A 20,817-nucleotide genomic window follows, 5' to 3' on the forward strand; every position below is an offset into this window, starting at 1 on the left:
TTTCGGCTATTGTACTAGAAAAAAACAATTGATACCGCACGGTATTTTTAGGGCGGTTTTAGGCTGCGGGCTTTGGGTAAGTTCAAAAAAATGGGCGGGGGGAAAGCTGCAAGTTTATTGCTGCCAGTTGTAAGTAAAATAGGTGCAAAGCAAGTATTGGTAGTGGTTTTATATATAAGTTCTCCTGATTATGATTTTTGCCCGCAGCCCGCAGCCCGCAGCCCGCAGCCCGCAGCCCGCAGCCCGCAGCCCACACAAACAACGCTAGAGAGGTCAATTCCTATTGCTCGGTCGCTTTTCGTGCCTCCTTGCACCGCTAAACTTCGGCATCCATGCCTCAGATTCCCGAGCAATAGAAATTAACCACCCAAGCTCACCACAGCACCGCTTTGAACCTCTCACTGACAGCTGGCCGCTGAAAGCTTGCAGCTTTTTTAAACTGTCTTTTTCCTAACCCTCCTAACCCCATCAAGCCCCAACATAACCACGGCCATCACAATAAACAGATAAGTTGGCAATTGATTGGCTTCCAGGCGCTCCCCTAAAGCCCAACCGACGATGAAGACTAATACCGGTTCTAGATAGCTCATTAGGCCAAACATACTCATAGTGAGTCGGCGTGAGGCCAATAGGAACAGTAGCATGGGTACTGCGCCTGCCACGCCAAGACCGATATAAAAAATTAACGGTGGTTGTACAAAGTCGACATTTGCGGGAATGCTTGGGCCAAAATATAGATAAGCTAGGGCAATGGGCAGTAAGAAGAAGTTATCAAGTGAAAACGCGATATGGCTGGGCAAAGGGTAATGCCGTCGTAAAACAAAATACAGCGGGTATCCCAATGCAACGACTAAAACTATCCATGACAGACCATCTGTCATGATGTAGGCGTAGGCGACACCTAACCCTGCTAGACAAACGGCTATCCATTGCAGTGTATTGAGAGAATCGCTGTAAAAGAAACGACCTATGAGTACTAATACTAAGGGAAGAGAAAAGTAACCAAGTGCAAGTGGAAGGGTAAACCCATTTGCCGGAGCCCAAAGAAACAACCAAAACTGTAAGCCGACGAGCATTGAACCGAGCATGACGCGCGGCCATGCACGCCAATCTTTTAAGTGGTAAAACAGTAAGGGCAGTTGACGAGCTACGCTAAGGGCAAAAACCATCAGCACGGTACTCCAAATTATTCTATGAGCGGCAAATTCATTGCCGCTATATTCAGTCACCGGATATAAATGAACGTACCAAGGCAGTAGGGCGAACAAACAAGACGCAATAATTGAGCTCACTAGCCCGATATAGGGTGAAGGGTTTGGATTGGAAGAAAGCATGCTAAGTTACAGACCCATAGGTAAACACGACTTTTAGATAGTTCGTGAAGGTTGAGGTTGCATCCAAACAGTCGTTGGTAATGCAGGCAAGTTGGTTATTGAAGGTAGTTAAATCTAACTGTGAGCCTTGGTGCATCATTGTGAAGCCAACCTTTTGAAGAATCCAGTTATACACTAATTTTCCTTGCTTTGTCCGTCAATTCAACAAACCAATACTGTAATAAATTTTTCATTAAACTTAGTGTGACTTTAGGTGTTTTTAGGCATATTCTGACCTTATGGTTAAGTATCTGGTCGATACTTCAACTAGTCTTTATTGCCTAAAAAGTACTAATTAATTATAAAAATAGGACCTCTCATGTATAAAAAATCTATCTTTATGTTCTCGGTTTTGACCACTGCAGTAAGCGTTGTCAGCTTTGCTGCTACCGTTGACCTGCGGGTGTTGGAAACCACGGACCTTCATACCAATATTATGGATTACAATTATTACGCTGGAAAAGTAGACCCGACGATTGGTCTTGCTCGTACTGCCTCACTTATCCATGAATCCGCAGCGCAAAGTAAAAACTATGTTTTGGTCGACAATGGTGATTTGTTGCAAGGTAGCCCAATGGGCGACTATATGGCGAAAGTTGGGCTAACGGAAGGCCAGGTTCATCCGGCCTATAAAGCCATGAATCAGCTTGGTTACAGCGTTGGTAATATTGGCAATCACGAGTTTAACTATGGTTTGGATTTTTTAAGAAATTCTATTTCTGGTGCCGATTTTCAGTACATTAATGCCAACGTTTATTGCGCAGATGCTAATGGCTGTTGGAATGGTGTTAAAAATGGTGAGCATTTATTTACTCCATATGTTATCGAGGAAAAAACAGTAGTCGACCGAGCTGGAAATAAGCATGTAGTGAAAATTGGTTATATTGGCTTTGTACCTCCTCAGATACTACTGTGGGACAAGCAAAACCTCGAAGGTAAGGTAACCGCAGCTGATATTTTAGAAACGGCTAAAAAATATGTGCCTGAAATGAAAGATAAGGGAGCCGACATTATTGTCGCAATTCCACACTCTGGAATCGGTTCTTCGGAAAACCCAGGAGACCCGATGGCAGAAAATGCTACTTATTCGCTAACGCGAGTTAAAGGTATTGATGCAATCATGTTCGGGCACAGTCACTCTGTTTTCCCGTCCGCTCGCTATGCCGACCTACCTAATACCGATGTTGAGAAGGGTCTCCTTAATGGCGTTGCTTCGGTTATGCCAGGACGTTGGGGTGATAACTTAGGTATTGTGGATTTAACCTTGGAAGGCTCTACAGGTAATTGGAAGGTAACCGATGCGCAAACGAAGTCTCTACCAATTTTCGACGGTAAAAACAAAACGCCTTTAGTTGAGGCTGATGCGAACATTCGTGAATCTGTTGCAACTGAGCATGAGGGTACACTGGCTTTCGTTAATGAGCCTATCGGTGTTGCTGCTGCAAATATGTATAGCTTTTTGACCTTGGTTCAAGATGATCCTAGCGTTCAAATTGTGTCTGATGCACAAATTGCAAACGTTACCGCTAAGTTACCAGCTAATCTTGCGCACCTGCCTGTGTTATCGGCTTCTGCTCCGTTTAAAGCAGGTGGACGTCACAGCACTACCAGTGATACGGATCAGTATGTTCAAGTTAGTAAAGGTGAATTGACCTTTAAGAATGCTGCAGACTTGTACTTGTATCCTAATACTATGGTTGCAGTTAAAGCCACAGGTGCGGAGTTGAAAGATTGGCTTGAATGTTCGGCGAATCAATTTAACCAAATTGACCCTAAGTCAACAGAAGCTCAAAACCTGATTAACTTTAACCACCCAACTTATAACTTTGATGTTATCGATGGCTTAACTTATCAGTTTGATGTAACGGCTCCGACTAAATTTGACCGTGATTGTAAGGTGGTGAACGCCGATGCTTCTCGAGTTGTTAACCTTAGCTTTAAAGATGCTAATGGTAAGGTATTCTCAGGTAATGATTTCTTTAAGAAAGAATTCATAGTTGCTTCAAATAACTACCGTGCGTTTGGTGGTAAGTTTGCAGGTACCGGATCTGAACATGTTATTTTGGAACTTCCCGATACAAACCGCGAAGCGCTAGCAGCCTATATTACTCAAACCTCGAAGTTGAATGTCGCCACTGGCAAATATGAAGGCAAAGTAAACCCAAGTGCAGATCACAACTGGACGTTTAAGACGATTGAAACAAACGTTAAATTAGATGTTCGCTTTAAAACTCAAGACAGTGAAAAAGCAGCAGCGTTTATTGAAGAAAATCAAAAGCGTAAAATGTCCAAAGTAGACACCGATGAGTTAGGTTTTGCCGTTTATCAAATAGACTTAGCAAACTAACCTCGCAAAAATAAAGCCAACCCTAAATGGGTTGGCTTTCTAGTTATAAATCCAAAGCTAAATTTTTGAAGCTTGAAGCTTGTAACTCAAAAATTGCAGCTTTAAAAACCCTTTAATCGTGAAAGTGACAAGCCACTTCATGAAGATCTGCTACATCAATGAGCTCTGGCTTTTTCTGAGCACATAAATCTTGTGCTTTAGGGCAGCGCGTTCGAAATACACAACCAGAAGGTGGGTTCATTGGAGAGGGCAAATCGCCTTCTAAAATAATTACCTTTTTGTTGCGTTCAATTTCAGGGTCGGGCACGGGCACGGCAGAGATTAGCGCTTGAGTGTACGGATGCCGTGGTGTTTTGTAGAGCTGTTCGCTGGTGGTGATTTCGCAAACATTCCCTAAATAAAGCACCATGACTCGAGTACTAATGTGTTGAACAATGCTAAGGTCGTGGGCAATAAATATGAGCGATAAGCCCATGTCCTTTTGCAGTTCCATTAGCAAGTTAATAATTTGCGCTTGAATGGATACATCTAGTGCTGAAACGGGCTCATCACAAATGATTAATTTCGGCTCTAAGATAAGTGCACGGGCAATACCAATACGCTGACACTGGCCACCTGAGAATTCATGCGGGTAGCGGTTAATCTGGTTAGGTAATAAGCCAACCTTGATTAACATTTCTTTCACTCGCTGCTTTCGTTGCGCTGAGTTTAAATCTGGGTGATGTGTTTTAAGAGGTTCAGAAATAATATCGCCAATCGTCATACGCGGGTTTAAGGACGCGAGTGGATCTTGGAATATCATCTGTAAATCACGGCGGGCCGCTTTCATCTCGCGCTTGCTTGCACTGAGAAGATCTTTGCCGAGCCACATTACCTTGCCAGCTTCGGCCGGTACCATTTTAATAACGGCACGGGCCAGTGTGCTTTTTCCGCAACCAGATTCACCAACAATACCTAAAGTTTCGCTTGCGTATAAATCGAAACTTACGCCGTCAACAGCTTTCAGTACACCTGGTTTTGTCCATGGCATAGCGTTTGGAGGGTAAATATCAAAGTAAACTTTGAGATCATCTACTGATAACAGTTTTTCTTTTTGCGCCGTCATTAGATTTCCTCCACAGGTTTGTGGCAAGCACGTAAGCGCGTACCATCAAAATTGACTAGGGCTGCTGGTTCGTTGTGACATTGATCCATCGCATGAGCACAGCGTGGAGAAAATGGACAACCTTTCGGCATATTCATCATATTCGGTGGATTACCAGGAATCGTGTTTAGCTCAGCACCAATGTGATCCAAACGAGGGATCGCGGATAATAAGCCTTTGGTGTAAGGGTGCGATGGTGATTTGAACAGATCATCGGTCTGGGCGTATTCCATTACCTTACCCCCGTACATGACCAACGTATCTTCACAGCTACCTGCGACTACGCCAAGATCGTGAGTAATGAGGATAATTGCGGTTCCGAAATCTTTTTGCAGATCAGCAAGTAAGTCCATGATCTGCGCCTGAACTGTGACATCGAGAGCCGTTGTTGGCTCATCAGCAATGAGAAGCTCAGGTCGGCATAGTAATGCCATTGCGATCATAACGCGCTGACGCATACCACCTGAAAATTCATGTGGGTAAAGGTGAATACGCGAGGCGGCTTCAGGAATGCGAACGGCATCTAGCATACGAATCGATTCTGCAAGCGCCTCTTGTCTATTCATACCCTTATGCAGAATGAGTACTTCCATCAGTTGTTCACTGACTTTCAGATAGGGATTCAATGACGTCATTGGGTCTTGGAAAATCATGGCAATTTTTTGCGCACGAATTTTATTCAAGCCTTGTTCAGGAAGGTTTAAAATTTCCAGACCATCAAACTTAACACTGCCTGTTGCCCAGCCGTTTTGAGCTAGTAATCCCATTATGGAGAATACCGTTTGGCTCTTACCGGAGCCAGATTCACCCACAATACCGAGTGTTTTGCCTTTTTCTAAATTAAACGTGACCCCGTTAACCGCACTGACAATACCATCACCAGTTTGGAACTGAACGCCGAGATCCTTAACTTCTAATAAACTCATAATTCGCTCCTGGTTATCGGTCTTTCGGATCTAGCGCATCGCGCAAGCCGTCGCCTATGAAGAACATGCTGAACAGTGTGATGACAAAGAAGAATAATGGAAACCCTATTTGCCATAACGTGCCGTACTGCATAGATTTAGCGCCCGCACTGATTAGCGCACCCCAAGAGGTGTCTGGCTCTTGAACACCTAAACCAAGGAAGGAAATAAAGGATTCCGTGAGAATCAAGCCCGGAACCAGCAGTGATGCATACACAATAACGATACCAATTAAATTCGGTACGATGTGACGCAAAATAATGGTGAAGTTTGAAACCCCAGCTGCAATCGCGGCTTCAATATATTCTTTGTTTTTAATCGATAAAGTCTGCCCTCGGACGATACGTGACATATCAAGCCAAGAAATAAGACCGATACCCACAAAGAGTAAGTTTAAGGATCGACCAAAAACAACGAGCAATAAGATTAAAACAAACATATAGGGGATCGACATAAATATATCAACTAAGCGCATCATGGCATTATCTACACGGCCACCTATATAGCCCGCGGTTGCGCCATAAAGCGTTCCAACTACAACAGCAACAATGGAGCCAATGATGCCGACTTTTAATGAGATGCTGGTACCTTGGATAACCCGTGAATAAAGGTCGCGACCAAGATCATCGGTGCCGAAATAGTGACCCGTTTCGAACGAAGGCGCGCCAAGTTGCTTAACTTGACCCAGAACCGACCAGTCAATTTCTTCATTAGACCATTGCGCAAAGCTAGGTCCAACTAGGGTGAAAATTAATATAAGCGCTAAGGTGATAACACCACCAACCGCGGCCTTATTGTGGGAAAAACGTTTCGCCGCGTCACGCCAAAGTGAACGACCTTCGATCTCTTCCGCGTCTAAGATATTCTCAGCGAGTTCTTCTACTTTTTTAGAGTTAACAATCATTTTTTAACCTCACTGTCTTAATAACGAATTTTAGGGTCTATCCATGCGTATAGAATATCTACCAGCATGTTAAGTAAGACAGTTAAGGTCCCAATTAGAATGGTAATACCCATGATCGTAGAATAGTCACGGTTCAAAGCACCGTTAACAAACAACACGCCAATACCGCCGGTGCTGAAGTACATGTCAATAATAACCGAGCCCGTGATCATGCCAACAAATGCAGGGCCCATATAAGAAAGTACAGGAAGTAGGGCAGGCTTTAATGCGTGCTTCATAATAATGCGGGAGTAAGGAACCCCTTTTGCTTTAGCCGTACGGATAAAGTTGGAATTAAGGACTTCAAGCATTGAGGATCGAGTAATACGAGCAATAGTGGCCATGTAGCTTGTTGACAGCGCTATCACAGGCATGATGATGAATTGCGGTTTCCCACCTTCCCAACCACCGCCGGGCAGCCAGCCTAAGTAAAGAGTGAACAACAGCACCAATAAGGGGGCCATAACAAAGTTGGGTAGTACTTGTGCGGTGAAGGTAAAACTGAGCGCCGCGTAGTCTTTCCAATTATTGTGGTTGAGTGCAGCGACGACACCGAGAGTTACACCAAATAGGACGGCGACTAAGGCAGAAATAGAGCCATAGGTCAGAGTCACAGGGAAACCATCGGAAATTAGATCGTTGACTGAGCGGTCTTTATATCGAAATGACGGCCCGAAATCGAAATCGACGACAATGTCGCGTACGTAATCGAACATTTGATAATACAGCGGCTTATCTAAACCATACTTGGCGTTGATATTGGCTTCTACCTGAGGGGGCAGTTTACGCTCAGAAGTGAATGGTCCTCCTGGAGCGCTGTGCATCAATATAAATGAAGCTATTATAAGTATTAGCAGCGTTGGAATTGCGGTTAGCAAACGCTTTACTATGAAACTGAACATAGCGGTGTCCTGTTTTTATCTATACGAAAGGCAGAATTTTAGCCTGTTCATTGATGATTAGCGACCCTTAAAAAGCATTAATAAAGTGAGCCAAATCAATCGCTTAGCGAAAAATGTAATCATACCTTTACAAATGATAGTCGGCTACTTTTGTAGTTTCGAAAATTATTTGCATGGCGTCTTTTTGATTATATCTATAACAAAAAAAACACCGCCGGGGTTACCGACGATGTTTAGAGTTAAAGCAATTTAACGCTTACTTAGCAACTTTATATAAGTTCCGCGCGTACCAGTTTTGCTCAACGTTATTTACCGGCCAGCCTTTAACATTGCTCTTAAGCAAAATGTTACCAGCATAGTGATAAACAGGGATGATTGGCATTTCTTCGGCTAATATTTGCTCAACCGCAGTATAGTTAGCACTTGGATCAGCTTGTGTTTTAGCTTCGTCCATTAAGCGATCGACTTCTGGGTTGTTGTATTTGCCATCGTTGTAACCTGAGTTAGAGCGAACTAAATCAAGGAATGTAGATGCTTCGTTGTAGTCACCACACCATGCGCCACGTGCAAGTGCAAAGTTCTGGTTGCCACGCTCTTCTAAGAATGTTTTCCATTCCATGTTATTCAGAACAGCTTCAACACCTAGTTTAGTTTTCCACATTTGAGAAATCGCAGTTGCGATTTGCTTGTGGCCTTCTGAAGTGTTGTAAAGCATGTCGAATGTTAGTGGGTTAGAAGCACTGTAACCAGCCTCAGCTAACAACTCTTTCGCTTTTTCATCACGTTCTGCTTGAGTCATTTGGCCGAACTCAACAGGCGGTACAGTGAAGCTAGCGGTTGCGGCAGGTGTGAATGTGTAAGCTTCAGGCTGGCCACCTTGTAGTACTTGCTCTGTAATAACTTTACGATCAATGGCATACGCAAGTGCTTGGCGAACACGAACGTCTTTAAACTCTTCTGGTCCAGATTCACTTAAGTTGAAGGTGTAGTAGTAGTTACACAAACGTGGATAAGCTAAAGCTTCGCCAGGGAATTCTTCTTGAAGTGACTTGAATTGACCAGTAGGAACAGAGTTCATTAGATCAAATTCATTTGCTTTCCAGCGAATTAGACCTTGGTTTTCGTCAGGTACAACGATTGAAACAATTTTTTCAAGAATTGTCGCATCATTGTTCCAGTATTGGTCGTTACGCTCCAATACAGCGCGTTCGTTAACTACGTGCTCAGATAACGTGTAAGCACCGTTCGAAACCATATTTTCAGGTTTAGTCCACTCAGAACCAAATTTCTCAACAGTCGCCTGATGTGTAGGGAACGTAGTGGTATGAACTACCATCATTGGGAAGTAAGGTAGAGAGTCGGTTAGTTCAACTTGTAACGTGTAATCGTCAACTGCCGTTACGCCTAATGAGTCAACTTCTGCTTCGCCGGCAATAATTTGCGGGGCATTTTTGATAGACATCAACTCAACGAACCAAGCATAAGGAGATGCTGTTTCAGGGTTGGCAGCACGCTTCCATCCGTAAACGAAATCTTTAGCAGTAACTGGATCGCCATTGCTCCACTTAGCGTCTTTACGTAAGTAGAAGGTGTAAGTCATTTTGTCTTCAGATGCTTCAAAGCGTTCAGCAACACCAGGAACTAAGTTGCCATCTTCATCTTGGTTCAATAAACCTTCAAAAAGGTTACGAACGTGCTCTGAACCAGATACATCTTCAACAATTTGTGGGTCGAATGAACTATGCTCGTCTAGTGCCCAATAAGTGAAAGTCTGATCAGCGGCAAGTGTTTCGCCTGTTACTGGGTGTGTTGGACCAGATTTAGCTTCTGGGGCTGCAGTTGTTGCAGTCGCAGCTGTTTCATCGTCAGATGAACAGCCGACCAAGAAAACAGCAGAAGAAACTAGCGCAGCAGCCAGCGTTTTAGTAAATGGTTTCATGAGTGATCCTCTTATTATGTTTTTTTATAACTTCTTGTAGAAGCTTTTTGCTTTTCATTGTTTGGAGCGAATATCTGCTCCGCAAAAGGGTCGATATTAGATACTGGTAAGGAGTTTAAACCTTACAAAAAGCGTACCAAGTTGAAGCATATTGACCTGTTTGCCTAATATTTCAGCGCTTTCAGTTGTTTTTTTGTCCAAACGTTCAAAAAAACGGCCAAGAGGCTGGTAGCGGTTATGGTTAATTCGCTAATTGGTGATGAAACTTCCCATATCTTGGTTAAAACTTCAACGTACTTTTTCATTTTTTGCATCATGCTGTTAGACTTTTAGTGTATTGACTCCCTGACAGCGCACTCAAAACTCGCACAAATGCGCTAAGTTAGGGCGTTAATATTATTGTTGTTCTGTGCAGAGTTAGCTTGCTAACGCGCTGATCAAATTCGTTAATTCACGTTGTAAAGCCGCTTCACTGCCAAGATTAACTTCTATTAGTCGACGTAGGTGAGTCGCCGAATCTAGCTCTAGTTTGGTGATATTCACACCAAAGGTTTGGGTTTCGGTATCTATGTAGGCAACTTGGGCACTTAATTGTATGCTGAAATCACTTTCATCAGGCTTTACTGTGATTTCACAGTCGGTGCTCTGAGCGGGCATGTGCGCCTGCTCTGCTAAAGCTATAAGGGCGCCTTTTAGGCTAATGTCTCTTAACGACCCCTGAATTACCGAGTCTTTGCCAATAGTTACGTGAACAGTTGCCTCAAAAGGTATGCGTTGGAATCGTCGTTTATCGTCTTTCATAACAACTTCCTTAGTTGCCAACATTGAATTTACTATAGAGTGGTCTTATAAAGGGTGCAAACCACAAAGGGGAAAACTATGACTAAGTTGGCAAGCTTGCTTGACGATATAGATGTAATACCAGATAGAGCAACTGCAATGCAGCTTGATTATCACCATAGTGTGTTTCAGATAGACATGCGGCACGTACCTGAAAATGCTCAACAAATTTGGCTTGCAGCGGGCTGTTTTTGGGGTGTTGAACGTCTTTTTTGGCAGTTAGAAGGTGTGCTGAATACGGCAGTAGGCTACGCGGGTGGCAAAACAAAAAATCCATCTTACTATGATGTTTGTTCGGGCCGAACGGGGCACACTGAGATTGTTCAGGTTGTGTTTCAACCAGATCAAATCTCACTAGCACAATTACTTAAAGTGTTTTGGGAGGCGCATGACCCAACTCAGGGCATGAAGCAAGGCAACGACATAGGCACACAATATCGTTCTGCAATTTATGCGAGTGAAGCTTTGTTAGCTGAGATTGAGGGCTCTAAGGCTCGATACCAAACGCAATTGACAGCGCAAGGTTTTGGTGAAATTACGACTGAAATTAATACAGAGCAGCCTTTTTATTTTGCTGAAGAAGAGCATCAGCAGTATTTATTTAAAAATCCAGCTGGCTATTGTGGTCTAAAGGGGACGGGTGCTGTATGTCCGATTTAACCGCAGAGGCTTGGTCGTTAGCGGCCGTTGCCCAATTAAGGGGTATTGAGCAGCGTTGTGCCGATGAAGATCTATTTTGTGTTGGGTACTTGATACCGCAAGTTGAATTAGTCGAAATTAAGTTCAGCGGCCAAGATGCACAGGCAAGTCTATGGCGTGATCGATTATCTGATTTTGTCCATGGCAATAGTGTAGCCGACGGGCTAGAAGCGAATGATGTGCAAACGGTTGAAAACCTAATAGCCCAGCTATAAGAAATTAAGATCAACCCAAGGTCGTCGGGTTGATCTTAAGAAAGTTACTAATTTCGTTCGAATCTCTCATTTAGAGAGTTAAATAAATGGTCTCAATGAGTTCACCGTTTAACTGATGTATTTGACCTCCAAGCATAGACTTGAGTGTTTGGTAGGCTTCAGTTTCGTGCACTAGCGGAAAGTAATCAGCGTTAGTGATAAACAACCGAAAATCATCTGGTCGAGCTTGCCAAAAAGCACGATATACTTGTCCTTTGTCGCCAGCGGAAACCATCTGCTGCTCTAAATCTGGTGCCACTTCTTCCCATAAACCCGCAACAATTTCTTGCTTATTTTTAAAGTAATAGTAAATAGAAGGTGCGGCACAGCCAGTCTCAGCGGCGATTTTACGCAACGAAAGCTTGTTGATACCCTGTTCGGTTAGAACTTTACGGGCAGATTCTAATATATTTTCTTTCTTGATCATGATCCGTCTACTTCTTTAACTAATAACACCGTTTTAAAAACCTAGCAGTGGAATCGACTTTGCGCTAATTTCATTTGGTAAATTTTGTAACCGAGTGTTAATTGTTAAACCTAGAGCACAGCTTTAGTGGGAAATAGTTGCATGGATTGTGAATGGGTCTATAGTTCCTAAAAGATTATATTTTTATGTAAACATCGATGTTTGAGGTATTTTGAATGGCCACTATTTTAGTTGTAGACGATTCACCGAGCCAAATTGCGCATTTCACCAAAATTCTAGAAGCCAATGGGTTCGATTGTATTGTGGCCGAAGATGGCGCGTCGGGCGTTGCGCTTGCTAAAAGTGCACAACCTGATTTAATCCTAATGGATGTCGTGATGCCCGAGTTAAATGGCTTTCAAGCCACTCGCAAGCTTACACATGACCCATCTACCAAGCATATCCCGGTTATTTTAGCGACAACCAAAGACCAAGAGACAGATCGGGTCTGGGGGCAGCGTCAAGGTGCAAAAGCGTTTTTGGTAAAGCCAGTAGAGGAAGTCGAGTTGTTGAAGGTGTTATCAGATTTTCTCTAGCACTATTTTAGTAGTAGTTATGTCGGGCTGCTTCGAGAGTGCTAAAAACACTCAGTAGCCCGTTCATGATTGTTTTTTCATGGTAAGACTCAACTGAAGACAAGCTTTTTTCAACAGCTTGTAGAATCGAAATATCTCCATCACTCCCCGACAGGCGGTTAATTGTCCGCTGTTCATCAACTCCAATGATGCCGTAATCAAATAGAGACTGAGCAATTGGGCTAATGGTTGCCGATGTGTCTAAGTTTTTTTCATAGGTTTGGGCGATCCATTGATAAATTGTGCGTTTATCACTGATGTTGACATTGAGATCAGTATCAAGCTTTTCGTCTGCTTTCGAGTCATTAACAGCTTTCGGCTGTTCAGTTCCCGCTACCCAGCCTGCTAAATTCTCATGGCGTTGATAGGATTGAACTGCATTTGTACTGATGTCCATTTTCTTTCCGCTTTTTATGTCTGACTTTAGTATCAGCAAGGGTTGTGCCGAAAGTTCTCGCTTAGACAAAAAAAATCCCCGCCGAAGCGAGGATTCTTTTCAAACAATTACTACAGGTACGTTTAACTATCTCGGAAGTTACGCTCTTTCATTTCTTGGCGCTGCTTCTCTTCTGCACATAAAGTGGCCGTAGGGCGCAGTAATAAACGCATAATGCCGATTTCTTCGCCAGTGACCTCACAGTAGCCAAAGTCATTTCTATCAATGCGCTTTATTGCTTGATCAATTTTTGGCAATAACTTGGTTTGACGGTCCAAAAACCGCAAAGCCATTCGACGCTCTTCTTCGATGGAGGCTTTATCTAGCTCGTCGGGTTCATTTTCAAAACTCGCGAGTTGCGCACGCGCAGCGGCTAACGATTCACGGACTTCTTTTGCTTGTTCGTCCAACAGACTACGAAAGAACTCAAGTTGAGCTTCGTTCATGTAATCGTCTTCTGGTGCGGCTAACATTTGTTCACGTGTCAGCATAGCGTTCTTCCCATTTCAGCGATTCGCTTTCTAAAAAGTGTAGATGAGACACTTTAAAGTGACAAATTCGGTTTATAAAATCTGGATCTTTTTAGTAGTTTACCCTCTATACGGTATAGGGAAACTGGCCTAAGTCAACTATCAGTCGTCAAAGGACCGCGCATCATATATCATTGATTCTTATGTGAAAACAGATATTAACGATGAATTTATTTCATTTTGTCATTCTTAGCTATTTATCGTCTACGGAGAAGTTATGGAGCGCGTTTATCGTCTGGTTATGTCTAGTCCAGATCGAGTAGGAATAGTTGCACGGGTATCCAGTTTTTTAGCCCAATATAACGGCAGTATTTTAGAGGCAAACCACCATGCCGATTTAGAGCAGGGCTGGTTTTTTATGCGAAACGAAATTAAAGCGAGTTCTTTGCCATTTAGTGCAGAGAAGCTGGCTGAAATGTTTGCTCCAATTGCACGCGACCTAGATATGGAGTTTGAAGTCACAGATACCGAGCTTAAAAAGCGTATTGTTTTGATGTGCAGCCGTGATAGCCATTGCTTGGCAGATATCCTCAATCGTTGGCATAGTGGTGATTTACCTTGCGATATACCTTGCGTTATCTCTAACCACAATGATTTACGCGGGTTAGTAGAATGGCACGGCATTCCGTTTTTCCATGTTCCGGTTGACCCTGGCGACAAAGCACCGCATTTTGCGGAAGTAGAGCGAATAGTGGCCGAACATAAAGCCGATGCGATTGTGTTAGCACGTTACATGCAAATTTTACCCGAAGCTTTGTGTACCGCAATGCCGAATAAAGTTATTAATATTCACCATAGTTTCTTGCCTTCTTTTATTGGCGCACGACCTTATCACCAAGCACAAGAGCGTGGTGTTAAGCTGATCGGAGCAACCTGTCATTACGTGACCAGCGATTTAGATGCTGGCCCAATTATCGACCAAGACGTTGTGCGAATATCGCACCGAGACTCAGTCGGAGATATGGTGCGCTTAGGCAAAGACTGTGAAAAGTCGGTTTTAGCGCGAGGCTTACGCTGGCATCTTGAAGACCGTGTCTTGGTACATGGTAATAAAACTGTGGTCTTTTCTTAACTATTTATCAGAGTTATTCATGTTTAAATATTATTGTAGAGTGTCTGGGGTGGCCATTGCCCTGAGTGCAACAATGCCTGTTTTGGCGATAGAAGCGCAGCCAACAGGTCAATTTCAAATACAAGCGGCTTATGTTTCAGAAGCTGTAGAAGCGCAGCACTGGCTGTTGCAGATGCCGAATGCACATATCGGGGTAACCGCCGTAGAATCGATGCCCAATGGTACCTTTACGGCGCATTGGCGGGCGGGCTTTGAGCCTTTTAGTGATGAGCTCGAATTAGATCAACAGCAAGTTTTTGTGAATTGGCAGCAGGGTGTTTTTTCGTTATGGGGTGGCCAGTTACGGTCATTAGAAGCCACATTTCTTGAAGCGGATCCCATGTCGGTGCTTTCTGTAGAGCGGGGCGGTTTGGCGGTTGCAAAGCATATTTTAGAGACCGAAAACAAAGCCATACGGGCCGATTTTCAATCGGGTGAGGCATTGGTGTTTTCTGGGCAGTTGGTGATGGACGAAAACCAAGACGATGCTACCTGGAGCTTAGCGGCAGTGGTGCAGTCGCCAGAGGGGTCGTTTGCAACGACCTATCGGAAAACCGATGCAGATGAGAATCAATGGGGCACTAAAGTTCGTTGGGTTAGCGGGACAGCCGCGCTCGTGGCGGCCACGGTATTTCAAGATGAAATCTTAGCTTGGGACCTCGGAGTGCAATTCCAAGGTGCTAGATCAGTGACTTTTGTGAATTACGCTGTCGATGGTGAAGACGATGGCCTCTGGCGTGTCGGTATTCATCAGATGCTAACAGCGTCGTTGGTGAATTTCTCTGAAATAGTTTGGGATGCAAATAACGATTTGCAATGGTCTACCGGCTTTCAGTTAAGCTTCTAATCATAAATGCCCGTAAAAATAGGTACATTTGCCTCAGGCAGTTGGTCGAGTCGTTCTGGCTCGATCACATCGCCTTCTTTAGGGAAGGCTTTCTTCATTGTGTCGTAATAACGCCGAATGTTCGCCACATACACCACGGGCTCATTGCCACGGGCGTAACCATAGGTTGTCCAAGGGTAATAGGTCTTTAATGCCAATTTAGGTAAGCTTTGGCGTACATCGATCCAAATATCCGGGTTGCCACCCTCAATTTCAGTAATCTTACGAGCATCTTCAACGTGGCCTCCGCCGACGTTGTATGAGGCCAAAGCAAACCAAGTGCGGTCAGGGTCGGTAATTTGCTGCGGCACTCGGTCGATCAAACTTCGTAAGTATCGGCTCCCAGCATCAATAGATTGTTGTGGATTAGAGCGATTGGTGATGCCCATATCTCTTGCTGTCGCTTGCGTCACCATCATGATGCCGCGCACTCCGGTTGGCGACACTGCATTCGATCGCCAATGGCTTTCTTGATAAGCAACGGATGCCAACAAGCGCCAATCGAGCTGGTTTTCTGCCGCGTACTCAACAAACCAATCCATGTAAATGGGCAGACGAGACACAATGTGACGTCCAAAGGTTCTATTATCGACAAAATCAAATTCACGAGCATGGCCAAAATGCCGGTCGATCATTTGGACCATGAGTCCTGAGTCTTGGATATTGCGAATGGCAGTATCAACCTTCCGGCGAATTGAGCCGTCGTGTGTGTTGCGAAATAAGATACTGATCTCTTTCGAAGCGCTGTCTACTGGCGTGAAATATAAATCGGGGAAGACAGTCTGTTGTAATTGGAAGTCGCGTTCATCTAACAGCACTAAATCAAGCGTGTCTATATCGACGAGAGTCATCAGTTCGGCACTCAAACGGCCTGGTTCGTATTGAATTTCAATGTTGGGGTATAGTTGCGCGAGCGAACTGGCCGGAGCGGCATGAGCAGCAGGATCTAAAATGCCGCCGACTAATGAGTCTTCGGTATCGAAGCGCTGTTTTTTTCGCACTATGCCTAAATTGGTAACGAAATAAGGAATGCTTTTTTGCCACAAATCGGAGGGATTACTCGTGCCCGTAATTGCCATGTCAACGGCGCCTACTTCCAACGCGCGATATAAGTCATCTAAATTTCGCACCGCAAATGTTGACACAGAAACACCAAGTTGAGTTTCAATTTCTGACAATACATCGTACTCAAAGCCTGAAAACTCCTGACCAATAGGCCAGAATACACCTTCGCTTTCACGTACCGCGACGATTATTTTATCTCGGTCAACAACTTGATCCCAATCGGAACGCCACTCAAAGCCTTTAACTATTGCATAGGTTCCCGCAGCCATGGCGAGGGCTACAGCCATAAGGCGAAAGATTGTTTGAATAGGATTTACAAAATAAAAGCGCATCTGGGTTTTTTACTGCCTCATTAACTGCCATTTTAGATAGAAATCTATTACTATACCGCCGATTTTCAGACCCCATCAATCCCAACTGTCCGGACAGGTTTATTTGATGCTGACGCTTCGTGGTAATACTGCACTATCTCAATTTCGCCGTGAAAAATTAACGGCCCAACTTCAATCCATCGTTCCAGAGATTTTAGACTGTTATGCCGAGTTTGTGCATTTCGCTGAAATCCACGAACCGCTGACCGATTACGAGCAGCAGGTGCTTGATCAACTCTTACACTATGGGCCTAGCGCTGCGGGTAATGAAGTTGATGGTATCTCTGTTTGGGTGACGCCGCGCCAAGGGACTATTTCACCTTGGTCTACGAAGGCTACCGATATTGCGCATAATAGCGCCTTATCTAAAGTTAAGCGACTTGAGCGTGGTGTTCGCTATGTACTTAACGCTGCCGAACCCTTGAGCGAGAGCCAAGTTAAGCTAGCCTCTGCGGCGTTGTTTGACCGCATGACGGAGTCGGTCTATTTCACCGATCCTTCTGCTGACACTTTATTTACTCAGCATGATCCTGCGCCGTTAACTATTGTTGATGTTCTAGAGGGCGGTCACGCTGCTTTAGAATCGGCTAATCAATCGTTAGGGTTGGCACTGGCAGCAGATGAAATAGATTATTTGGTTAAGTCGTATATTGCACTCAACCGTAATCCGACTGATGTCGAATTAATGATGTTCGCGCAAGCTAACTCAGAACACTGCCGACATAAAATATTTAACGCCAGTTGGGTGATCGATGGTGAGGAATCACCTTGGTCACTCTTCAAAATGATCAAAAACACCTATGCGAACAATAGTGAAGGTGTGTTGTCGGCTTATAAAGACAACGCGGCGGTTTTCGCCGGCTTCAATGGCAAGCGTTTTTACACCAATGATCAACATGAATACGGCTACAACGAAGAAAATATTCATATTTTATTCAAAGTTGAAACTCACAACCATCCTACGGCTATCGCACCTTTTGCCGGTGCAGCGACAGGTTCGGGTGGTGAAATTCGCGATGAAGGCGCAACCGGCACGGGTGGCAAGCCAAAAGCAGGTTTAGCGGGCTTTACCGTTTCAGATTTACGCATACCAGGCTTTGAACAACCTTGGGAAAGCTACTACGGCAAACCTAGCCGGATTGTCAGTGCGCTCGATATTATGATTGAGGGGCCATTAGGTGGCGCGGCATTTAACAACGAATTTGGTCGGCCAAACTTAGTGGGTTATTTCCGCACTTATGAGTTATCAGCAGCCGGTGCCAATGGCACGGAAGTGCGCGGTTACCATAAGCCGATTATGATTGCCGGTGGTTATGGCAACATTAAGGAAGAGCACGTAGAAAAGGCGTGGGACAACATTCCCGTTGGCGCTCAGTTAATTGTACTCGGCGGCCCTGCCATGCAAATTGGCCTTGGCGGCGGTGCAGCAAGCTCTGTTGACAGTGCCGAAGGCAATGAAGATTTAGATTTCGCATCGGTTCAGCGTGGTAACCCAGAAATGGAACGTCGTTGCCAAGAAGTGATCGACCGCTGCTGGGAGTTGGGCGAAAATAGCCCAATCGCCTTTATTCATGATGTAGGCGCCGGTGGCTTATCAAATGCTATGCCTGAGCTGGTTGCCGATGGCGGCCGTGGCGGTAAGTTCGAGCTACGCGATATTCCGAATGATGAACCCGGTATGTCGCCATTAGCGGTTTGGTCAAACGAATCTCAAGAGCGTTATGTCTTAGCCGTTACGCCGGAGCAAATGCCTGTTTTCGAAGCTATCTGCAAACGAGAGCGCTGCCCTTATGCTGTGATTGGTGAAGCCAATGATGGCAATGATTTAGTCGTCAGTGATTCACATTTTAACAATAACGCAGTCGATATGCCGCTTGATGTTCTGTTAGGCAAACCGCCTAAAATGCTGCGCGCCTTTGATCGTGTTGAGTTTAAAAAAGATAGTTTCAGCACGCACAACCTCGATTTAAATGAGTCAATTGAGCGTGTCTTAAGATTACCTGCAGTCGCTAGCAAAAGCTTCTTGATTACCATTGGTGACCGTTCTATTACCGGTATGGTTGCGCGTGATCAAATGGTAGGCCCATGGCAAATTCCAGTTGCTAACGCGGCGGTCACAACTACGGGTTATGAGTCTTACACGGGTGAGTCAATGGCAATGGGTGAACGTACGCCAGTCGCCTTAATTAACCCTGCCGCTTCGGGCCGTTTGGCTGTCGCCGAAACCTTAACCAACTTGGCGTCTACCTACATCGGTGCAATGAAAAATGTTCGATTGTCGGCAAACTGGATGGCTGCGGCAGGTCACCCAGGTGAAGATGAAGCACTTTACGATACGGTAAAAGCTGTTGGTTTAGAGTTGTGCCCTGCGTTAGATTTAACCATTCCAGTCGGCAAAGATTCAATGTCGATGCGCACCACTTGGCAAGAAAACGGTAAAGAAAAATCGGTAACATCTCCTTTAAGCTTAATAGTAACAGGTGCTGCACCGGTTCTAGATGTGCGCTTAACGGTAACGCCGGAAATTAAAACCAATGAAGGTGCATCCGATTTAATTCTGATTGACCTTGGTAAAGGCCAAAACCGTTTAGCGGGCAGTGCATTAGCGCAGGTGTATCGCAAAGTAGGTGATGTTGCCCCCGACGTTGATGACGCAGAAGATTTAAAAGCGTTTTGGGCGGTAATTCAGGGTTTGATTCAAGATCAAAAACTGTTGGCCTACCACGACCGTTCAGACGGTGGTGTATTTGTGACTTTGACCGAGATGGCTTTTGCAGGCCGAACCGGTATTGATATCGTGACAGATCGTTTTACTGAAAAAGATGTCATTGCTGCTCTATTCAGTGAAGAGCTCGGAGCGGTGATTCAGGTTAAACAATCTGAAACTGAAGATGTGTTGGCGCAATTTAATGCGGCAGGCTTGGCCGATTGCGTGAACGTTATTGGCCAGCCAAATGATGACGATTTAGTGCGAGTCATTGCCAATAATGATGAGTTGTACGTGAAGCCACGCACCGATTTATTGCGTATGTGGAGCGAGACAAGTTACCGCATTCAAGCGATGCGTGATAACGAACGTTGCGCTAAGCAAGAATTCGATTTATTACTCGATGCTAATAACCCAGGCTTACACGCTAAGTTAAGCTTCGATCCTTCCGACAATATTGCTGCACCTTTAATTGCTTCAGGCGTACGTCCTAAAATGGCTATTTTGCGTGAGCAAGGTGTTAACGGCCAAATTGAAATGGCGGCGGCTTTTGATCGCGCGGGTTTCGATTCGGTTGATGTGCACATGAGCGATATTTTAACCGGCAAAGTTAGCTTGGCAGATTTTAATGGCTTGGTGGCTTGTGGCGGTTTCTCTTACGGTGACGTTCTTGGCGCCGGTGAAGGTTGGGCAAAATCTATTTTGTTTAACGAAGGGGCGAAACAACAGTTTACTGAGTTCTTTGCCGATAAAAATAAGTTTGCACTGGGTGTTTGTAACGGTTGTCAGATGCTTTCAAACTTGCGTTCAATTATTGATGGCACGGAACATTGGCCGCACTTTGTGCGTAACCAATCTGAGCAGTTTGAAGCCCGTGCGGCGATGGTAGAAATACCGGAGTCTCCGTCAATTTTCTTGGCGGGCATGGCCGGGTCTCGACTACCAATTGCGGTTGCTCATGGTGAGGGTCTGGCTGAATACAAAGACCAAGCGCATTTAGAGTTGGCGGCGCAAAGTGGTTTGGTTGCTTTACGTTATGTTGATAACTACGGCAAGGTGACGGAACAATACCCATCGAACCCGAACGGGTCGGCTTTGGGTATGAATGGTTTCACCACACCTGATGGTCGCATTACGATTATGATGCCACACCCTGAACGTGTGTTCCGTTCGGTGACTAACTCGTGGGCGCCACAAGAGTGGGAAGAAGACGGCGCTTGGATGCGCATGTTCCGCAACGCTCGCGCTTGGGTTAAGTAACAAA

Annotated in this window: 19 protein-coding genes; 7 read left to right on the forward strand and 12 right to left on the reverse strand. The window is 44.7% G+C overall.

From position 1 onward, the window contains the following. Positions 1-434 precede the first annotated feature (434 nt). Both rarD and ACI882_RS04605 read right to left on the reverse strand, forming a co-directional pair. Positions 435-1,334: an EamA family transporter RarD gene (gene rarD / locus ACI882_RS04600; protein ID WP_411742911.1), complete on the reverse strand. Its 900-nt coding sequence runs from the start codon at positions 1,332-1,334 to the stop codon at positions 435-437. 1 nt (position 1,335) lies between these two features. Beyond that, a complete protein-coding gene (locus ACI882_RS04605) occupies positions 1,336-1,509 on the reverse strand; it encodes a hypothetical protein (protein WP_411748439.1) in 174 nt (57 codons plus the stop codon). Positions 1,510-1,692: 183 nt separating this feature from the next. Between ACI882_RS04605 and ACI882_RS04610 the strand changes: the two genes are divergently transcribed. Continuing rightward, on the forward strand, positions 1,693-3,720 hold the full coding sequence (locus ACI882_RS04610; protein ID WP_411742912.1) for a bifunctional 2',3'-cyclic-nucleotide 2'-phosphodiesterase/3'-nucleotidase: 2,028 nt from the start codon (positions 1,693-1,695) through the stop codon (positions 3,718-3,720). Between the two features lie 112 nt (positions 3,721-3,832). On the opposite strand, the gene oppF is transcribed toward ACI882_RS04610, so the two are convergent. The 6 genes from oppF to ACI882_RS04640 form a co-directional block, all read right to left on the reverse strand. Next, positions 3,833-4,825, reverse strand: coding sequence for a murein tripeptide/oligopeptide ABC transporter ATP binding protein OppF (gene oppF / locus ACI882_RS04615; protein ID WP_411742913.1), 993 nt, complete (start codon positions 4,823-4,825; stop codon positions 3,833-3,835). After that, positions 4,825-5,790, reverse strand: a complete 966-nt coding sequence (locus ACI882_RS04620) for an oligopeptide/dipeptide ABC transporter ATP-binding protein (RefSeq protein WP_411742914.1) — start codon at positions 5,788-5,790, stop codon at positions 4,825-4,827. Before ACI882_RS04620 ends, oppF begins: the two co-directional genes overlap by 1 nt. 13 nt (positions 5,791-5,803) lie before the next feature. Next, positions 5,804-6,733, reverse strand: a complete 930-nt coding sequence (locus ACI882_RS04625; RefSeq protein ID WP_411742915.1) for an ABC transporter permease subunit — start codon at positions 6,731-6,733, stop codon at positions 5,804-5,806. Positions 6,734-6,750: 17 nt separating this feature from the next. Continuing rightward, positions 6,751-7,674: an oligopeptide ABC transporter permease OppB gene (gene oppB / locus ACI882_RS04630; protein WP_411742916.1), complete on the reverse strand. Its 924-nt coding sequence runs from the start codon at positions 7,672-7,674 to the stop codon at positions 6,751-6,753. Positions 7,675-7,930: 256 nt separating this feature from the next. Continuing rightward, on the reverse strand, positions 7,931-9,613 hold the full coding sequence (locus tag ACI882_RS04635) for a peptide ABC transporter substrate-binding protein (protein ID WP_411742917.1): 1,683 nt from the start codon (positions 9,611-9,613) through the stop codon (positions 7,931-7,933). 417 nt (positions 9,614-10,030) lie between these two features. Continuing rightward, the gene (locus tag ACI882_RS04640; protein WP_411742918.1) at positions 10,031-10,414 is read right to left on the reverse strand and encodes a PilZ domain-containing protein; all 384 of its coding nucleotides are present in this window, start codon (positions 10,412-10,414) and stop codon (positions 10,031-10,033) included. Positions 10,415-10,492: 78 nt separating this feature from the next. Between ACI882_RS04640 and msrA the strand changes: the two genes are divergently transcribed. Continuing rightward, positions 10,493-11,113 carry a peptide-methionine (S)-S-oxide reductase MsrA gene (gene msrA / locus ACI882_RS04645; protein WP_411742919.1) on the forward strand — a complete coding sequence of 207 codons (621 nt, stop codon included), beginning with the start codon at positions 10,493-10,495 and terminating at the stop codon, positions 11,111-11,113. After that, the gene (locus tag ACI882_RS04650) at positions 11,101-11,367 is read left to right on the forward strand and encodes a hypothetical protein (RefSeq protein ID WP_411742920.1); all 267 of its coding nucleotides are present in this window, start codon (positions 11,101-11,103) and stop codon (positions 11,365-11,367) included. The genes msrA and ACI882_RS04650 overlap by 13 nt, the downstream gene beginning before the upstream one ends. 70 nt (positions 11,368-11,437) lie before the next feature. Here the strand turns inward: ACI882_RS04650 and ACI882_RS04655 are convergent, their stop codons facing one another. After that, a complete protein-coding gene (locus tag ACI882_RS04655) occupies positions 11,438-11,833 on the reverse strand; it encodes a TetR/AcrR family transcriptional regulator (RefSeq protein ID WP_411742921.1) in 396 nt (131 codons plus the stop codon). Positions 11,834-12,048: 215 nt separating this feature from the next. On the opposite strand from ACI882_RS04655, the gene ACI882_RS04660 reads away from it, so the two are divergent. Further along, positions 12,049-12,408 (forward strand): response regulator, encoded by a 360-nt coding sequence (locus ACI882_RS04660; protein WP_411742922.1) that lies wholly within the window; start codon positions 12,049-12,051, stop codon positions 12,406-12,408. 7 nt (positions 12,409-12,415) lie between these two features. Here ACI882_RS04660 and ACI882_RS04665 read toward each other — a convergent pair whose 3' ends face one another. Then, positions 12,416-12,844: a hypothetical protein gene (locus ACI882_RS04665; protein ID WP_411742923.1), complete on the reverse strand. Its 429-nt coding sequence runs from the start codon at positions 12,842-12,844 to the stop codon at positions 12,416-12,418. A 122-nt stretch (positions 12,845-12,966) separates the two neighbouring features. Beyond that, on the reverse strand, positions 12,967-13,374 hold the full coding sequence (locus tag ACI882_RS04670; protein WP_411742924.1) for a TraR/DksA family transcriptional regulator: 408 nt from the start codon (positions 13,372-13,374) through the stop codon (positions 12,967-12,969). A 256-nt stretch (positions 13,375-13,630) separates the two neighbouring features. Between ACI882_RS04670 and purU the strand changes: the two genes are divergently transcribed. Beyond that, the gene (gene purU, locus ACI882_RS04675) at positions 13,631-14,485 is read left to right on the forward strand and encodes a formyltetrahydrofolate deformylase (protein ID WP_411742925.1); all 855 of its coding nucleotides are present in this window, start codon (positions 13,631-13,633) and stop codon (positions 14,483-14,485) included. A gap of 19 nt (positions 14,486-14,504) precedes the next feature. Continuing rightward, complete coding sequence (locus ACI882_RS04680; RefSeq protein WP_411742926.1) at positions 14,505-15,371, forward strand: hypothetical protein; 867 nt, start codon at positions 14,505-14,507, stop codon at positions 15,369-15,371. Here the strand turns inward: ACI882_RS04680 and mltF are convergent. After that, positions 15,368-16,762: a membrane-bound lytic murein transglycosylase MltF gene (gene mltF / locus ACI882_RS04685; protein ID WP_411746237.1), complete on the reverse strand. Its 1,395-nt coding sequence runs from the start codon at positions 16,760-16,762 to the stop codon at positions 15,368-15,370. The genes ACI882_RS04680 and mltF overlap by 4 nt on opposite strands. 151 nt (positions 16,763-16,913) lie before the next feature. On the opposite strand from mltF, the gene purL reads away from it, so the two are divergent. Next, positions 16,914-20,813, forward strand: a complete 3,900-nt coding sequence (gene purL, locus ACI882_RS04690) for a phosphoribosylformylglycinamidine synthase (protein WP_411742928.1) — start codon at positions 16,914-16,916, stop codon at positions 20,811-20,813. Positions 20,814-20,817: the final 4 nt, after the last annotated feature.

The sequence above is a fragment of the Reinekea sp. genome, from assembly GCF_046710285.1.
GTDB lineage: Bacteria > Pseudomonadota > Gammaproteobacteria > Pseudomonadales > Natronospirillaceae > Reinekea.

What these genes read in the sequence shown, in the direction of transcription:
- ACI882_RS04650 (WP_411742920.1), top strand. Translation starts at nt 11,101, where the DNA reads ATGTCCGATTTAACCGCAGAGGCTTGGTCGTTAGCGGCCGTTGCCCAA.
- msrA (WP_411742919.1), top strand. Translation starts at nt 10,493, where the DNA reads ATGACTAAGTTGGCAAGCTTGCTTGACGATATAGATGTAATACCAGAT.
- ACI882_RS04680 (WP_411742926.1), top strand. Translation starts at nt 14,505, where the DNA reads ATGTTTAAATATTATTGTAGAGTGTCTGGGGTGGCCATTGCCCTGAGT.
- mltF (WP_411746237.1), bottom strand. Translation starts at nt 16,762, where the DNA reads ATGGCTGTAGCCCTCGCCATGGCTGCGGGAACCTATGCAATAGTTAAA.
- ACI882_RS04670 (WP_411742924.1), bottom strand. Translation starts at nt 13,374, where the DNA reads ATGCTGACACGTGAACAAATGTTAGCCGCACCAGAAGACGATTACATG.
- purU (WP_411742925.1), top strand. Translation starts at nt 13,631, where the DNA reads ATGGAGCGCGTTTATCGTCTGGTTATGTCTAGTCCAGATCGAGTAGGA.
- oppB (WP_411742916.1), bottom strand. Translation starts at nt 7,674, where the DNA reads ATGTTCAGTTTCATAGTAAAGCGTTTGCTAACCGCAATTCCAACGCTG.
- ACI882_RS04655 (WP_411742921.1), bottom strand. Translation starts at nt 11,833, where the DNA reads ATGATCAAGAAAGAAAATATATTAGAATCTGCCCGTAAAGTTCTAACC.
- ACI882_RS04665 (WP_411742923.1), bottom strand. Translation starts at nt 12,844, where the DNA reads ATGGACATCAGTACAAATGCAGTTCAATCCTATCAACGCCATGAGAAT.
- rarD (WP_411742911.1), bottom strand. Translation starts at nt 1,334, where the DNA reads ATGCTTTCTTCCAATCCAAACCCTTCACCCTATATCGGGCTAGTGAGC.
- ACI882_RS04640 (WP_411742918.1), bottom strand. Translation starts at nt 10,414, where the DNA reads ATGAAAGACGATAAACGACGATTCCAACGCATACCTTTTGAGGCAACT.
- ACI882_RS04660 (WP_411742922.1), top strand. Translation starts at nt 12,049, where the DNA reads ATGGCCACTATTTTAGTTGTAGACGATTCACCGAGCCAAATTGCGCAT.
- purL (WP_411742928.1), top strand. Translation starts at nt 16,914, where the DNA reads ATGCTGACGCTTCGTGGTAATACTGCACTATCTCAATTTCGCCGTGAA.
- oppF (WP_411742913.1), bottom strand. Translation starts at nt 4,825, where the DNA reads ATGACGGCGCAAAAAGAAAAACTGTTATCAGTAGATGATCTCAAAGTT.
- ACI882_RS04610 (WP_411742912.1), top strand. Translation starts at nt 1,693, where the DNA reads ATGTATAAAAAATCTATCTTTATGTTCTCGGTTTTGACCACTGCAGTA.
- ACI882_RS04625 (WP_411742915.1), bottom strand. Translation starts at nt 6,733, where the DNA reads ATGATTGTTAACTCTAAAAAAGTAGAAGAACTCGCTGAGAATATCTTA.
- ACI882_RS04635 (WP_411742917.1), bottom strand. Translation starts at nt 9,613, where the DNA reads ATGAAACCATTTACTAAAACGCTGGCTGCTGCGCTAGTTTCTTCTGCT.
- ACI882_RS04620 (WP_411742914.1), bottom strand. Translation starts at nt 5,790, where the DNA reads ATGAGTTTATTAGAAGTTAAGGATCTCGGCGTTCAGTTCCAAACTGGT.